The organism is Terrisphaera buseokensis (assembly GCF_047521145.2).
Classification (GTDB): Bacteria; Verrucomicrobiota; Verrucomicrobiia; order Opitutales; family Opitutaceae; genus ER46.
The window spans coordinates 5,570,116-5,585,543 of record NZ_CM134186.1; the positions used below are offsets into that span (position 1 = coordinate 5,570,116).

Here is a 15,428-nt window from a genome sequence, read left to right on the forward strand (position 1 = left end):
AAACGCGAGCGTGCGACGCTCGCCTCCGGCCAGCCTGCTTGGTTGACACTCCACGCTCGCCGCGCGTGGAGCCGCTGTCTCTAGTCACGACATCATGCCGGTCTCCTTTGTCGTCCGCCTCATCGCCTGGCTCTGGTTGGGCGCCGCAGTGGCGGCGAGTTACTTTCTCATCCTGCGCCGCCTCCCGCCGCTGGCGCTGACTGGCATCAGCCTCGCCCTCGCCGCCCTCGCCGTCGCCGCCGCGCTCCGCATCGCCCCGCTGCGACGCTGGATCGAAAGCCTCGATCTGCGCGCACTGGTGCTGATTCACGTCAGTCGCTTCGTCGGAATCTATTTCCTCTTTCTCCACCAGCGCGGAGAGTTGCCCCGGGCGTTCGCGGTGCCCGCGGGCATCGGTGACGTTATCATTGCCACCATGGCGCTGCCGGTGGCGCTCGCGCCACTCACAGACGCCCCGCGCCGTCGCGCGATCGTGATCTGGAATGTCGTCGGCTTCGTGAGTGCGCTGCTCGCTCTCGTGACGATGACGCGGCTCAACTTGGGCGATCCGTCGCTCCTCGTGTCACTGACCCGATTGCCGTTGAGCCTGTATCCGACGTTCCTGCTGCCGCTCCTGCTGGCCATCCACGTCATTCTCTTCGTCCGCACCGGCAGCAGCGCGGAGACGGAACAGACCGGCTGAACGGCAAGCTCGTCGCCTCCTGGAAACGTGGCTACGAGCACCCGCGAGTGGCCGGCTGGCAGCGAAAAGCGTTCGCATTCCGGCCACTCGCGGGCGCTCGCAGCCACGGCTTGTTCTAGGGCAGCGTCGACGTCAATTCACCCGCGAACAGATCCGCCTCACTCTGCAGCTCCGCCGCGGGCAGCACGCGATGCGGCGGCAGCTGGGTTCTGAACCACGTCCGCTGTTTTTTCACCAGCGCCCGCGTATTGCCGGCAATCTCGGCGGCCAGCGCCGATTCGGGCAAACGCCCGTCCAACACCGCGATTACTTCGCGATAGCCGATGGCCAGCGCCGCGCTCGGATTCTTTTCGAATCCCATCGCCCGCAACCGCCGCACCTCGTCAACGAGACCTTCCTGCACCATGGACGCCACGCGCTGGTCGATCCGCCGAGCGAGATCGTTCGCCTCCCGGTCGAGCCGCGTGATCAGCACGGTGCAATCCGCAAAAGCCGACGGCTGGCGCGCGAACTCCGCCGCGAGTTCGTCGATCGTCCGGCCCGACGCCAGACACCGCTCGAGCGCACGGCTCACCCGCCGCTGATTAGCCGTATCCAGCGAACCGAGACCGCCCGGGTTCAACGTCCGCAACCGCTCCAGCGCCGCCTCGAGGCCTAAAGCCGCGACCTCGTCCCGGATGGCCGGTGCGACCTCCACCGCATCCGCCACCGGGGCGAAAAACGCCTTCAGGTAAAATCCGCTCCCGCCCGCCACAAGCACGCGCCGCCCTCGCGCGAGAATGTCCTGCACAGCGGCGCGGGCGGCCGCCAGGTAGCGCGTCACATCCATGCGCTCCGTCGCCGCGCAGATGTCGATGAGATGGTGCGGGACGCGCGCGCGTTCGGCCGCCGTCGGTTTCGCCGTGCCAAGGTCCATCCCGCGGTAGAAGAGCAGCGAGTCGCACGAGACAATCTCCGCTCCGTTCCGCTCGGCCCAACGCAGCGCCCACTCGGTCTTGCCGACGGCAGTGGGTCCGGTGAGGACATGCAACACGGGTTTCATCGTCTGCCAGCCAAGACTTTCAGCGTTGGCGGCGCGAGCGACTTTGCGCAGCCTCGGCCCTCCCGCTGAAAACTCGTTTCATCGTCAATCCCCGCTCCGGTCGCGCCCGCCAGGCGCTGCCGGCGATCCAGGCGTTCGCAGCCAGAGCCGGAGCCGACGTGCTCGCCACTCAGCGACCACGCCACGCCGCCGAACTTGCCCGCAATGCGCTCGCCGCCGGTTGCCAGCTCGTCGTGGCTGTCGGAGGCGACGGCACCATGAACGAAATCGCCGGCATCCTCTCCGGCACCGGCGTCACTCTTGGCCTGATTCCCTGCGGCTCCGGCAACGGGCTCGGGCGTCATCTCGGCATCCACGGTTCAATCGCTCGAGCGCTCGATCTCCTGCACACGGGGCGTCCCCACGACATTGATACGGGCTTCGCCGACGGCCACGCCTTCTTCACCGCCGCCGGCATCGGCTTCGAGGCCGAAATCGCCCAACGCTTCAACCAGCTCCAACGCCGTGGCTTCACCCGATACCTGAGCACAAGCGCGCGGGCGTTTCGCGACTGGCAACCGCAGGACTACGTCGTGTCGCACGGTTCCCACCGCGAGTCGGTGCGCGCCTTCACGCTCGCGGTGGCAAACGCCAACCAATACGGCAACAACGCCCTCATCGCCCCCGCGGCCCGCATCGACGACGGCCTGCTCGATCTCTGCGTCATTCCGCCCGTGCGTTGGTTCAACGCGGTGCCGCTCGCGGCGCGGCTGTTCCGCGGCACAATTGCACACGCCACGGGCGTGCGTCTGTTTCGCTCCGATCACTTCATCGTTGAGCGCGCCGCCCCCGGCCCCCTCCACACCGACGGCGAAGTGCATGCTGCCGGTACGCGCCTCGAGTTTTCAATTCGCCCGCGCAGTCTCCGCGTGATGATCCCGTCCGCCTGATCGTTTCAGCGCAGCCGAACACTCAGGTGCCTGCCGCCACGGCGCGATCCCGCCCCGCAGTCTTCGCCGCGTAAAGCGCCTTGTCCGCAGCCGCGACGAGCGTCGACGCGGTACCGGCGTCGCCGGGCATCGTTGCCACTCCCGCGCTGACACTCACGGGCAACTGCAAGGTCTCATTCACCGTGACCGCCGCCGTCCGTAACGCGGCACACACGCGCCGCGCGACGTCCAGCGCCGAGGCCTGATCCGCCTGCACGAGAACAAGCCCGAACTCCTCTCCGCCCATGCGGGCGACCCGGTCGACCGTCCGGACTTGCTGCGCGATGCGTCGCGCCACTTCGCGCAAAACCACGTCGCCCACCGGATGGCCCTGCGTGTCGTTGATCCGTTTGAAGTGATCCACGTCGACGATGACGAGCGACAGCGTGTGGCCGAACCGCAGCGCGCGATCCGCCTCCTCGGCCAGAATCCGGTCAAACTCGCGACGATTGAGCACCCCGGTCAGCGCGTCGTGCGTCGCGAGCAGGCGCAAGGCCTCGAGCGTCTCCGCCAGTTTACCCGCGTAGCGCAGCGACCGTTCAATCATGCGCGGCGTGATCTCGCCCTTCACGAGGTAGTCGAGCGCGCCGGCATTCATCGCGGCGATGTCCACGCGATCCGCTGCCTCCGCGGTCAGAAACACAATCGGCGTCCGACACTGCCGCGCCACCGCTTCCCGGATGAGTTGCAGGCCGTCGCGCTCGCCCAGCTGGTAGTCGAGCAGACAGGCGGCGTACGCGCCCGACATGAGCTTGCTCAAGCCGTCCTCGTAGGTCTCAGCCCATTCGAGATCGTAGCGATCCGTCTGGAAGTTGTCGAAATGCGCCTGCGTCAGCCGGAACTGCAGCCGGTCGTCGTCGATGAGCAGGACTTTGCGCGGCATGGCTTGTAAGGGAATTCCGACTACAGCCCGCTCAGCGCGTCGGGCGTCGACGCAGGTCGCATGCGACGATCACGCTTTCGCGCGCTGCGCCCCGGCCGACAGGTCGGCGGCACGCGCGGCGACGGCGGGTGCGATGCGGGAGCGGTCGGCGAGATTCTCGCGCACGCAGTTGACGAGGGCGCTGCCGACCACGACGCCGTCGGCGTGGGCCGCAACCTCCGCCACCTGCGCGCGCGTGCCGATGCCGAAGCCGACCACCATGGGAAGGTTCGTTTTCGCCCGGATGCGGGCGACGGCCTGCGGAATGTTGCTGGCCACCTGATCGCGCACGCCCGTCACGCCTTCGCGGGAAACATAATAGATGAAACCCGTGGTCGCCTTGGCGATCGCCGGGATCCGATCGTCGGGCGTCGTCGGCGCGATGATGAACACCGTATCCACGCCGTGGGTTCGGCACGCCGCCGTCACCTCGCCCGCCTCTTCCGGCGGCAGATCGAGCGTCAGGATGCCATCCACGCCCGCCGCCCGCGCGGCCCGCACGTAGGCGTCGACGCCGTTCGAGAACACGAGATTGTAGTACGTGTAGAAGACGATCGGTGCCTGGCTGAATTCGCGCACCCGCTTCACCAGCTCGAACACCCGCGCGGCCGTCATGCCGCTCTCCAGCGCGCGTTGGGCCGCTAGCTGGTTGGTCAGGCCGTCCGCCAGCGGATCGGAAAACGGCACGCCCAGTTCCAGAATATCCACGCCGTTGGCGAGGAGCGCCCGGCAGACCTCGACCGAGGTCTCGAAATCGGGATCACCCGCGCAGACATACGCCACGAATGCGGCGCGATGGCGGGCCCGGGCCTGTTCGAAGACTTGCTGAATGCGAGACATGAAGCGGGCAACTTGGCGGGAAAGCGGCGCGAAAGACACCACAATTTTTGCGCCGGTTCCGACAGGTCCGGCCGGTCGTCAGAAGTCGAATTCCACCGCGACCGGCAGGTGATCCGACAACAGGGAGCGCACGATTTCGCAGCGGACGTTCACGCACCCGGCGGGCAGGAAGACAAAGTCGAGCGCGCGCCGTGGCATCGGCGAGGGAAACGTCGGCATCGCCGTCGGATGCAGCGTGTAATCGCAATAGTCGGACAGATGACTCAGCAGCGAGGCCGTCGCGTCGTCGCGCGTGCCAGGATTGTTGAAGTCTCCGCAGATCACCGGTGGCACCGCCCATGATTTGGAATGCATCCGGTGCTTCTCGCGCAACCAGCCCAGCAGTCGCTCGAGTTGCACGAGACGTTGGGCGCGCGAGCCGAAATGCAGGTGCAGATTCACGATCGGGAGGCAACGGCCCTCGACGTCGAGCTCGACGTACAGAAAACCCTTCTCCCCCAGTCGCCGCTGGCCGAAGACCACCGTCTCGGCGGCGCGAATCGAGTGCCGCGACATCACCGCGTTGCCATAGCAGAGATTCAGCAGGCCGGTGCGGCGGTTGTTGATGCCGAAAACGGAATGCGGGAACCGCGTGTGCACCCGCAGGTAATCGAGATGGTCGAAGTTTCCCGCCCACCGCGAACGCTCGTCGATCTCCTGCAGCGCGACCACGTCCGGCGCGAGCCGATCCAGGAGCGCCGCGATGCGGCGCAGATTGGCCTGCAGCTTGCGTTGCGACGTCAGGCCCTGGATGGGATTGAGGCCGCGGCCGTGGGCGATGTTGAAGGTGACGAGGCGCAGGCGCGGCATTGGCAATGACGAATAGACGCCGGTGTGACGCCGGTAGCAAGTGGCGTGACTCAAGGTCGGGTGGCCGCAGGGATCGCGGGCGCGCGGTCCTGCTCCAGTCGTCCGAGCAGCCGCAGCAGCCCGTCGAGGATCGTCAGCGGATGCGGCGGCCAGCCGGGAATGTAGAGATCCACCGGGAGCACCGCGGCGACGCCCCCGAGCACGGCAGGCTCACCGGCGAACGGACCGCCCGAGATGGCGCTCGTGCCGACGGCAATCACGAGCTTCGGCGCCGGCATCGCGTCCCAAGTCTTGCGCAACGCGAGTTCCATGTTGCGCGAAACGGGTCCGGTGACGACCAGGCCGTCGGCATGACGCGGTGACGCCACAAACTGGATACCGAAGCGACCAAGATCCCAGCCGATGGTGCCGAGCACGTTGAGGTCGGCCTCTTCCGCCCCATCACCACCGGCGCTCACCTGCCGCAGCCGGAGCGAGCGGCCGAACAGCCGCAGCCGTTTCTCGTCGAGCGCCGCCGCCAGCCGCAGCTCCTCGCGTCCTGGTTCTCCCACTACAAGATCCGCCGGACTCCGGACCGCCATGCGATGATCGCCAGTGTGCGTGACGGCACCGCTCGGACACACGTTCACACAGGCCGAGCAAAACAGACAGCGCCCGAGATCGAGCGACACGCCGCGCGGTCCCGGTTGGGTGATGGCCGCGGTCGGACACACCGGCAGGCAGTCGCTGCAGCCGGCCACACACTTCGCGGCGTCGACCCGCAGGGATCCGCCATGCCGGTCCGGCAGCGCTGGCGCCGGGCCATGCGGATACGCCATGGTCTCGCAGCCGTGCTTGAGCCGGTGAACAAGGTGATCGAAGACAAACATGGCAGTGGGGCGGGTACTACAGATCGAAGCCGCAGTAGGAGAGATTGAAGCTCTTGTTGCAGATCGGAAAATCCGAGATCGCCTGCCCGCGCATCGCCAGCGCCAGGCCCGTCCAGTTGTGAAACGACGGATCGACGATCTTGTAGCGCCGGAAGCGTCCCGTCGCGTCGGTCAGTGCGACATGACAGACCTCGCCCCGCCAGCCTTCCACCAACGCCACCGCGAGCGTGTCGGGCGCCGCGGCCGGCAGTGGCTCCTGCAACGGTCCGTCGGGCGGCGCCGCCAGTTGCTCCCGCACAAATTGTCCCGAGCGCTGAATCTCCAGCCAACGCACCCGCGCCCGCGCCAGCACGTCGCCACCCGGCCACACCGCGACCGGCACCTGCGCCATGCGATGCCAGCCCGCCGGGTGATCATAGCGGACGTCGCGCACCAAGCCGCACGCCCGCGCCGCCGGGCCCACGAGTCCGATCGCCGACGCTTGCTGCGGAAAGAGCAGACCGACGTGTTCGAAACGGCTGCGTGCGGACGCCGAATCCCAGAGCCAGCCCGCGGCCTTTTCAACCTCGCCCAGCGCCGCGATCAACCGCGTGGCCAGCGGCAACGCGCGCGCCGGTTCAAGATCGTGACCGCACCCGCCCGGCCGCACCAGTCCGCGACCAAAACGATTGCCGTACAGCAGCGCGGTGAGATTGAGGAAATCACCGCGAATTTTTCCGCACGCGGCCGCCGTCGGTTGAAACGCCACGTCGTTGGCCAGCGCGCCGAGATCACCGGTGTGGTTGGCCAGCCGCTCGAGTTCGAGCGCGGTGGCACGCAGCCATTGCGCGCGCAACGGCGCCTCCGTGCCGGCGAGCGCTTCGACCACCATCGCATGCGCGGTCGCATGACCGATCGTGGTGTCGCCAGCAATCGACTCCACGTGCGAAAGCGTCCGCCGGTGCGGCCCGCCGCCCAGCGCCGCCTCAATCCCGCGGTGTTGGTAGCCGAGTGCAATCTCGAGGTGCAGCACTTCCTCGCCCGCACACTGAAAACGGAAATGTCCGGGCTCGATCACGCCCGCGTGCACCGGACCGACCGCCACCTCGTGCACTTCGCGGCCGTCCACGCGGAAAAATTCCGCCTGCGCCGGCGCCTCGCCCGCCGTCTGGCGCACGGGCTTCAGCCACGGGTGTCCGTCCGGCACGAGCCCGTGCTGCTCCCACACCTCGCGTTCGAAGAGATGCGCCTGCGCCTGCGTCACGGTGAGCGAAGGATACCGGCCGCTGCACGGCAGGCTGCGCGCAACCGCGAGCGTGTTGTCGGCATCGAAGGCCACGATCGCCACAAGAACCGTGAACTCGCCCTCCGGCACGCCCCACCACGCACACAGGCGGCCGCCCTTTGCCAACGCCTCGTCCGTGGCCCGCACGAGTTCCGCCGCGGGCCACGCGGGAACGTCCGCCCACGGCACGCCCGAGGCATTGGCCAGCAACGCAAAGGTGGCGGGCGCACTCATGGTCCGGGAAACAACTGGGCCACGGCGGCGGTCCACGCGTCACGGAGAATTTCCGGCGTGGCGACGCCGAGCCAGAGCGAGAGTCCGAGCAGCAGGAGCGGCGGCACGATTACTCCGGCCGCCTCGGGGAACCGGCGGCCCGTGGTGCGCGACGCCGTGCGCGGCCGTCCGTCCACGATCGCGAAGACGACCCGCGTCAGACCGAAGAACGCGAACAGCAATGCGCTGAGAAACACGACTGCCGCCACGCGGTGGCCGCTGGCGAAGGCGGTGCGTACAATCAGCAGCTCGCTGAAGAAGGGCCCGAACGGCGGACACGCCGTGACGACGAACATGCCGGTCACAAACATCGCCGCTGACCACGGCGTGAGCGCCGCCATCCCGCCGACCTGATCGATCGTGCGCCCGCCCGCCGCGCGCCGGAGGTTGCCGCCGCTGAGGAAGAGCGCGCCCTTCGTGAGGCTGTTGCCCCACACGTGAAACAACGCCGCCCACACGCCGGCGCGCCCGAGCGACGCCGCGAGTGCCAGGATGCCCATGTGCTCGACACTTGAATACGCGAGCATCCGCTTGAAGTCCCGCGTGCCGAGCAGGAACAGCGCCGCCACCACCATCGAAAACAGGCCCAGCACCAGCAGCGTGCGATCCGCGATCGGCCCCGCGCCGGCCGCCGCCACCACCGCGCGTATCCGCAGCACTGCGGTGAACGCCAGCGTCGTCACGCCGCCCGCCAATAGCGCGCCCACAATCCCCGGCGCCTCGCCGTACGCGTCGGGTTTCCACGTGTGCATCGGCGCCAGGCCCATCTTCGTCCCGTAACCAATCAGCAGCAGCACCCACGCGATCAACACCCACGGCCGCGACAGCCCGGTGCCGTGCGCCGTGAGCGCGGAAAACGTGAGATCCCCGCCGCCGCCGCCGTGCAGCGACGCGTAGCCGAGACAGAACGATCCGAGCAGCGACAACGCGATGCCGGTGCCGCCCACGAGCAGATACTTCCACGTCGCCTCGAACGCGCGCGCCGTGCCGTTGAAATGCAGCAACGGCACCGCCGCCAGCGTGAGCGCTTCCGTCGCAATCCACAGCACGCCGAGGTGCCGCGCCTGGTGTCCCGCACTCGACAACCCGAGCAGCGCCAGGAGCAGCGCCACAAACGCGCGGTTGGGCCGTTCGGCGCGGACGGACAAATAAGAGACAGCGTAGAGCGAGCAGAAGAAAAACAGCAGCGACATCGCCGGCAGCACCGCGCGCGCGAGCGGATCGAACGCCAGCCACGCCCCGGGCGTCACGACTGGTGGATCAAAGAAGAGCCAGAACACGAGCACGACATGCGCCCCGCCGACGACCGGCAGGAACCACGGTCGCGAGCGCTGGCCGGGCCAGAGCGCCGCGAGCACCGCCGCCACGAGCGGACCGACGATGAGCAGGGTTTCCCTCATTCGCGCAGCACGGTGAGTTTGCGGGTGTCGAGCGAGTCGAACGCGCGTTGAATCCGATCCACGATGATCCCGATGACGAAGATGCCGACGACGAGATCCAGCAGGATCCCCGACTCAACCAGCAGCGGGGTCGAGCGGATGAGCAGCAGCCCAAACAGATAAATGCCGTTCTCCAGGATCAGGTAGCCGCAGACCTGCGCGATCGCTTTCACGCGCCCGATCAACAGCACGAACCCCGTCAGCACCGAGGCGATGGCACCGGGCACCAGCAGCGAATCGGCATGTTCCGGCAGCAGCGGCAGCGCGCGCGCGCCAGCCACGGCCGCCAGCGTGCCCACGGCTCCGAGCAGCAGCGACGGAATGAAGCCGATGAACGGCTCGATCTCGCGCTCGATATTCGCGACCCGCATCGCGCGGCCAAGCAGCGCGGGAATGACGAAGCCTTTCACGCCCATCGTGACGACCGCGATGAGCGCGACGCGCCAGTCGAAATGCTCCTCGAGCAGCAGCGGCATCATGCCGAGCAGCACGCCCTGCAGCGCAACGGCGCGGATTACGGACACCACCCGGCTGCTGCCCAGGGCGAGCAGATTGAGGCCCATCGCGAGGCCAACCATCAAATCCACGAGCGACATCATGCCGCGCCTCCCTTCCACGCCACGAGCAACGCGAAGCCGCAGAGCAGAAACGCCGTCGTCAGCAGCAAGGGCACGCGCCGGAACGCGAGCCGGGCCAGCAGCGATTCGACGCAGCCCACGGCCACCACCACGATCAACACGCCGCCCGCCAGCGCGCCGGCCGCACTCCACGGACCCAGCAGGCCCAGCGGCAGCACCGCCTGCGTGAGCAGCACGGCAAACAGCATGAGCTTCACCGCGGCCCCGTGCAGCACCACGGCGAGCAGCGGCCCGCTGTGATCGAGCACCATCACCTCGTGAATCATCGTGAGCTCGAGATGCGTGTTCGGGTCGTCGAACGGCACGCGACAGTTCTCCGCGAGCAGCACGGTGAACAGTCCCGCGGCGAGCAGGGCGGCGCCGGGGCCGACCGACGGCGCGAGCATCGTCGCAAGCGTGAGGCTGCCGGTGTGCACCACGAGCGCGAGCACCGCCGTGATCAACGCAGCCTCCGTCAGCACGGCGTAGCTGACTTCCCGCGCCGCGCCCATGCCCTCGAAGGCCGAGCCCGTTTCCATCGCCGCCCACGCCGTGAAAAATCGCGCCACCGCCAGCAGGTAGATCAACACCACCACATCGCCGCGAAAACTCAGCGCCGCACCCGCCGGCCCGAGCGGCAGCAACAACGCCGCGCCCGCCACCGCCACCCACGCGACCGCCGGTGCGGCCACGAAGCCCGGCGAGGCCAGCGTGCTCAACACGACGTCCTTCCGCCAGAGTCGCGCGAGGTCGTAGTAGAGTTGCAGCACCGGCGGTCCCCGCCGTCCCGCGCTCCACGCCTTCACCCGGTTGATAAGTCCGGGCAGCAGCGGCGCGAGCAGCAGCCAGACGGTGAGGCGTAACGTGATTTCCACTACGAGCATCATGGCGCGTCCCCCCACCAGACGATGGCACCGACGCCGGCGATGCCGATGAGTCCATACACGATGTAGAACTGCAGCCGGCCGTGCTGCAGCCGGCGCACGGCCGTCGAGACCTGCATCACCCCAACGGCCACCGGCCCAATCACCCGCTCGAGCACCGCCTCGGGCGTGCGCTCCAGCAGGCTGGCCTGGTTCGGAAACGGACCGCGGGGACGCCGCAGCGATCGTTCCGGCCGCAGGAGCCAGGAAAACCATCCAGCCATCGTCGCACCGAATGATCCGCCCGAATATTGCATCCGCGCCGTCGGGCCCGCGTAGCCGCAGTCCCACGTGGGCGCGCGGCGCAGACCGGGACGTTGCACGCGCCGCCACAGAATCGTCACCGCCAACGCCGCCACGCCGGCCAGCGCGAGGTGCAGCGGTCCCAGCGTGACCAGCGAAGCCGGCGCCGGCGTCACTGCCCAACCAGGATGCCAGACATTCACGGCCCGCGCGATCGCCGGCCAGACCAGCACGGGGCCGAGACCAAGGGCGACACACGCCGCAGCGAGCAACCCCATCGGCGCCAGCAACAGCGGACCGCTCTCGTGCGCGCGCGCCGCTTCGGGAGTCCGCGGCGCGCCGAGGAAAACGATCGCTCCCGCCTTTACGAACGCCGCCAGCGCGAGTGCACCACTCGTGGCCAGCATGATCACCGCGGGCACGGTCGCCCACGCGATCGGTCCCCGCGTGGTCACCGTATCGAGCAGCCCGAGGTAAAGCAGCCACTCGCTCACAAAACCATTCAACGGCGGCAGCCCCGCCACGGCCATCGCCCCGACGGCAAAGAATCCCGCCGTCCACGGCATCGTGCGCCACAAGCCGCCGAGCCGGCTCAGCTCGCGCGTGCCCGTTGCGTGCAGCACCGAACCCGCGCTGAAAAACAGCAGGGCCTTGAACACGCCGTGATTCCACACGTGCAGCAATGCGCCCGCCAGTGCGAGCCGGCCCCACGCGGCGTTCTCCTGCGCCGCACCCAGCAGCGCCACGCCGAGGCCAAGGACGATGATGCCGACGTTCTCCACCGAACAATAGGCCAGCAGGCGCTTGAGATCGTTCTGCGCCAGCGCGAACGCTATACCCGCCACCGCACTGACCGCACCGAGCCCGAGGAGCACCCACCCCGCCTCGCCCGGCACCGGCAGCCAGCCGCTGAAACGAATGAGTCCGTAGAGTCCCATCTTGATCGCGACGCCCGACATGATCGCCGACACATGGCTCGGCGCGCTCGCATGCGCCGAGGGCAGCCATACATGCAGGGGAAACACGCCGCTCTTCACCCCGAAGCCGAACAGGGCCAGCCAGAACAACGGCGCCAAGTCCGCGCGATCCCGCAACGGCCCGAGATCCCAACTGCCAGTGCGCTCGGCCAGCAGCGCGAAGAACGCGAACAGCGCGAGCGTTCCGACATGGGAAGCGGCCAGGTAAAGCCAGCCAGCCCGCCGGGCGGCGACGCGCCGCCGGTCGAGCGTAACCAGAAAGTAAGCACTGAGCGTGAACAGCTCCCAGCCGATGAGGAAGTGCAGGCCGTTCGACGCGATCAGGACGAGCACGAGATTCAGCACCAGCGCGCTCCACGCGCATCGCCCGCGCGGGGCCGAGTCGGGATGCTGCCGGTCCGTCCAATAACCACTGGCGTACAGCGCCCCCAGTCCGCCCACCACACTCACGAGCGCGAGGAACAAGCCGCTGAGCGCATCGAGTCGCAGGTGCAGCGGCTCGCCGCCGATCGCAACGACACTGCGCCACTCCCACGCCGCGGTGCCGCTCAAGACCTGCACGGCCGCCACCAGCGCGGCCGCGCACCCGACTCCATTCAAACCGAGCCAGACGCGCGGCCACCGCGGGCCCGCGACGACGCCCGCCGCCAGACCGCCGGTGGCGATCGCGAGCAGCAGGCCCGCCGTCATGAAGTCACTCCTTTGCCCGCCACACCCATCGCGGCATCGGCCGCCGCCACGGCGGCGAACAACTCCTCGTCCGACGCCCCGCGCGCAATCGCTTCGCGCAACGGACCGCGCAGCAACGTGCGACTGAGCCGGCCCAACAAATCGAGGTGCGCGCGCGGAGACGGCGCGATGAAGAAAATCAACCGCGTCACGGGCACGGTGTCGGGCGCCGGATCCGCCAGCGGCATGGCGTCGCGCAACAGCAGCAGCGCCACCGCTCCGGACGCACGCCCGAGCGCGACGCGCGTGCTCGGATGCGGCAGCGCGAAGCCACCGCCGACCGGCGCGAGCGTCACTCCACCCGGCGTACGCAGCCGCTGCGCGAGCAACGCGCGCACCGGCGCCGTCGCGCCCGGCAGGGACGTCACGATCCGCGCGAGCACCTCCGGCACATCCGCCGCCGCGATCTCCCGCCAGATGCCGCCCGTCCGGATCAGCGGCTCGAGTGCAAACCCGGTGGCAAACGCCGGCACCTCGGGCGCAAGAAACCCCGCCTGCGCCGCGAGTCCGCGGCTGGCCGCCCAGTTCGCCACTTGCGCGCGATCGAAAAGCAGCCGGCCGCGGTCCGGCAGGTGCGGCAGGCCCTCGCGACGCATCCAGTCCTCCACGACCTTTTCCGAAACGCCGAAGGATGCGGCGAGCTGGATGAGGTTGAGGTACATGCGGCTATTCCAATCCCAAACGGCCCGGCTTCGAACGCCAAAAGCAGGGCTGCGCCCGGTAATGCGCAGAACGAAAGCGGTGCATAAGCGTTGCTATGACGATCCCACGCCGCCCGCAACCTCCGACACCGACACCGACACTGACACCGACACCGGGACTGGGACCGCGACCGCGACCGCCCCCGGTCGCCTTCGTCGTCACCACTGATCGAAGCATGCCGCCTCCGTTTGCCGCTCTCACCCCGCCGCCAACCGCTTCCCCTCCGTCGGCGCCGGCGCTTCCGCCAACAACTCCCGATCGCCCGGCAGCGGCGGCAACCCGAGAATCTGCCGCGCGCGCGCCAGCGAAGCTGTAATATGCGGGCAGATATTCTCGCGCCCCAGCCGATCGACGAACCCGGCGTTTTCCATCACCGCCATCGGCTGCGTGTGCGGTCCGCTCAGGATGAGATGCTTGCCCTTGGCCCGCAGCTTCGCGTGCAAATCCTCGAGCGCCTGCAGGCCCGTCGCGTCGATCGCGAGGACCTTGCGTACCCGCAAAATCAGGACGTCCGGCTCGCGTTTCGCGCGCTTCAACTCGTCGTCGAGCTTGTCGACCACGCCGAAGAAAAACGCCCCGAACACGCGAAACACCACCACGCCCTCAGGCACGACCTTGCCGACGAGCGAGTGCTGCGAACCCTCGGTCTCGGTGGACTCATCGACCGCGGTGATCTTCGACGTTTCGGAAATGCGCTTCACCATCAGCAACGACGCCAGGACCACACCCACTTCCACCGCGAGCGTGAGAGTCGTCAGTACTGTCAGCGCAAACGTCGCGAGAAACACCGCGGAGTCGCTGAACGGCCAGCGCGTGAGGCGCGCGAATTGTTTCCACGATACCATCCGGTAAGCCGCGACAACGAGAATCGCGCTCAGCGCCGCCAGGGGAATCTTGCTCACCAGCGGCGCCGCCACGATCAGCACGATCAGCAGGAGCAACGCATGCACGAGGCCCGCCACGGGCGTCCGCGCTCCGGCCCGGACATTCGCCACGGAACGCGCGACGGCACCCGTCACCGGAATGCAGCCGAAGAGCGGACCGACGAGATTCGCGACGCCCTGCCCCATGAGTTCCTGATTCGAGTCATGGCGCTCATCCAGCAGGCCGTCCGTCACCACCGCGCACAGCAGCGCCTGCATGGCGACGAGCAGCGCGATCGTGAACGCCGGCTGCAGGAGTTCCTTGAGCGTCGACCACTCCGTGGCCGGCCAGTGCAGGGACGGCAGCGTGCCCGAAAACGGGCCGAACGCAGACGCGATCGTGGCGATTTGAAAGCGTTCGTGCAGGCCGAACGCGCCCACGGCCACCGTCGCCGCCACCAACCCGATCATCGCCCCCGGCACATAGCGGGATAGCCGCGCCGGCCAGAGTCCGATCAACGCGGTCGTGCCCACCGCAAGCAGGGCGGTAGGCCAGTGAATCGCCCCTAGATTGGCCGCGAGCACCTGGATCTTACCACTGAACTCAGCCGGCATCCGCTCCACCGGCAGTCCGAGGAAATTCTTGATCTGCGAACTCAGAATCAGGATCGCGATGCCCTTGGTGAAGGCGCGCGAGACCGGATAAGGAATGAAGCGGATGATCGAGCCGAGCTTGGCCAGGCCCATCAGGAACAGAATCGCCCCCGCCATCATCGTGCAGAGCACGAGGCCGGCCGCACCATGGCTGTGCGCGATGCTGTAGGTAATGATTACGAACGCGCCGGTCGGGCCGCCAATCTGCACGCGGGAACCGCCCAACGCCGCGATCAAGCCGCCGCCGATGATCGCGGTGAACAAGCCCTGCTCGGGCTTCACGCCGGACGCGATCGCGAAGCCAATCGAGAGGGGAAACGCCAGGATCATGACGTTTACGCCGGCGATGCAGTCCTTCCGCAGCAGCGCGAGCGAGTAGGTCCGCAAGGCCTCAAATAGTTTCGGCCGGAATGGAATCGCGAAGTTCATAGCCCGTCGGACTGTCGCCGGTGCGCCCAGCGATGGCCATCCCAGAACGCGTCATCGTCGCGGGACGCAGACGCAGTTCGCACCGCAGAAAATTCCGGGCGCTTTCACCGTTCGCGGGCGTAACCAACCACCGTTACGCCTGT

At 68.1% G+C, this 15,428-nt stretch carries 14 protein-coding genes; 2 read left to right on the forward strand and 12 right to left on the reverse strand.

What is annotated here, in order from left to right; translation table 11 throughout:
- Nucleotides 1–94 precede the first annotated feature (94 nt).
- Nucleotides 95–682 (forward strand): hypothetical protein, encoded by a 588-nt coding sequence (locus ACLJEU_RS20980; protein WP_414663316.1) that lies wholly within the window; start codon nucleotides 95–97, stop codon nucleotides 680–682.
- Nucleotides 683–797: 115 nt separating this feature from the next.
- Here the strand turns inward: ACLJEU_RS20980 and miaA are convergent, their stop codons facing one another.
- Nucleotides 798–1,724, reverse strand: coding sequence for a tRNA (adenosine(37)-N6)-dimethylallyltransferase MiaA (miaA, locus tag ACLJEU_RS20985; RefSeq protein ID WP_414663317.1), 927 nt, complete (start codon nucleotides 1,722–1,724; stop codon nucleotides 798–800).
- Between the two features lie 80 nt (nucleotides 1,725–1,804).
- On the opposite strand from miaA, the gene ACLJEU_RS20990 reads away from it, so the two are divergent.
- Nucleotides 1,805–2,653 (forward strand): diacylglycerol/lipid kinase family protein, encoded by an 849-nt coding sequence (locus ACLJEU_RS20990; RefSeq protein ID WP_414663350.1) that lies wholly within the window; start codon nucleotides 1,805–1,807, stop codon nucleotides 2,651–2,653.
- Between the two features lie 22 nt (nucleotides 2,654–2,675).
- Here the strand turns inward: ACLJEU_RS20990 and ACLJEU_RS20995 are convergent, their stop codons facing one another.
- The 11 genes from ACLJEU_RS20995 to ACLJEU_RS21045 all read right to left on the reverse strand — a co-directional run bounded on the left by ACLJEU_RS20995 (nucleotide 2,676) and on the right by ACLJEU_RS21045 (nucleotide 15,285).
- Complete coding sequence (locus ACLJEU_RS20995) at nucleotides 2,676–3,575, reverse strand: GGDEF domain-containing protein (RefSeq protein ID WP_414663318.1); 900 nt, start codon at nucleotides 3,573–3,575, stop codon at nucleotides 2,676–2,678.
- Between the two features lie 69 nt (nucleotides 3,576–3,644).
- Nucleotides 3,645–4,454: a tryptophan synthase subunit alpha gene (trpA, locus tag ACLJEU_RS21000; protein ID WP_414663319.1), complete on the reverse strand. Its 810-nt coding sequence runs from the start codon at nucleotides 4,452–4,454 to the stop codon at nucleotides 3,645–3,647.
- A 78-nt stretch (nucleotides 4,455–4,532) separates the two neighbouring features.
- Nucleotides 4,533–5,357, reverse strand: coding sequence for an endonuclease/exonuclease/phosphatase family protein (locus tag ACLJEU_RS21005; RefSeq protein ID WP_414663320.1), 825 nt, complete (start codon nucleotides 5,355–5,357; stop codon nucleotides 4,533–4,535).
- Entirely contained in the window at nucleotides 5,354–6,172 is an 819-nt protein-coding gene (locus ACLJEU_RS21010) for an NADH-quinone oxidoreductase subunit B family protein (protein ID WP_414663321.1), read from the reverse strand. Before ACLJEU_RS21010 ends, ACLJEU_RS21005 begins: the two co-directional genes overlap by 4 nt.
- Nucleotides 6,173–6,188: 16 nt before the next feature.
- A complete protein-coding gene (locus ACLJEU_RS21015; protein ID WP_414663322.1) occupies nucleotides 6,189–7,670 on the reverse strand; it encodes a hydrogenase large subunit in 1,482 nt (493 codons plus the stop codon).
- Nucleotides 7,667–9,109 carry a complex I subunit 5 family protein gene (locus tag ACLJEU_RS21020; protein WP_414663323.1) on the reverse strand — a complete coding sequence of 481 codons (1,443 nt, stop codon included), beginning with the start codon at nucleotides 9,107–9,109 and terminating at the stop codon, nucleotides 7,667–7,669. Before ACLJEU_RS21020 ends, ACLJEU_RS21015 begins: the two co-directional genes overlap by 4 nt.
- Nucleotides 9,106–9,747 (reverse strand): hydrogenase, encoded by a 642-nt coding sequence (locus ACLJEU_RS21025; RefSeq protein ID WP_414663324.1) that lies wholly within the window; start codon nucleotides 9,745–9,747, stop codon nucleotides 9,106–9,108. The genes ACLJEU_RS21020 and ACLJEU_RS21025 overlap by 4 nt, the downstream gene beginning before the upstream one ends.
- On the reverse strand, nucleotides 9,744–10,652 hold the full coding sequence (locus tag ACLJEU_RS21030; protein WP_414663325.1) for a respiratory chain complex I subunit 1 family protein: 909 nt from the start codon (nucleotides 10,650–10,652) through the stop codon (nucleotides 9,744–9,746). Before ACLJEU_RS21030 ends, ACLJEU_RS21025 begins: the two co-directional genes overlap by 4 nt.
- Nucleotides 10,649–12,598, reverse strand: a complete 1,950-nt coding sequence (locus ACLJEU_RS21035) for a proton-conducting transporter transmembrane domain-containing protein (protein ID WP_414663326.1) — start codon at nucleotides 12,596–12,598, stop codon at nucleotides 10,649–10,651. Before ACLJEU_RS21035 ends, ACLJEU_RS21030 begins: the two co-directional genes overlap by 4 nt.
- A complete protein-coding gene (locus tag ACLJEU_RS21040) occupies nucleotides 12,595–13,299 on the reverse strand; it encodes a PTS sugar transporter subunit IIA (RefSeq protein ID WP_414663327.1) in 705 nt (234 codons plus the stop codon). The genes ACLJEU_RS21035 and ACLJEU_RS21040 overlap by 4 nt, the downstream gene beginning before the upstream one ends.
- Before the next feature lie 237 nt (nucleotides 13,300–13,536).
- Nucleotides 13,537–15,285, reverse strand: coding sequence for a SulP family inorganic anion transporter (locus tag ACLJEU_RS21045; protein WP_414663328.1), 1,749 nt, complete (start codon nucleotides 15,283–15,285; stop codon nucleotides 13,537–13,539).
- Nucleotides 15,286–15,428 lie beyond the last annotated feature (143 nt).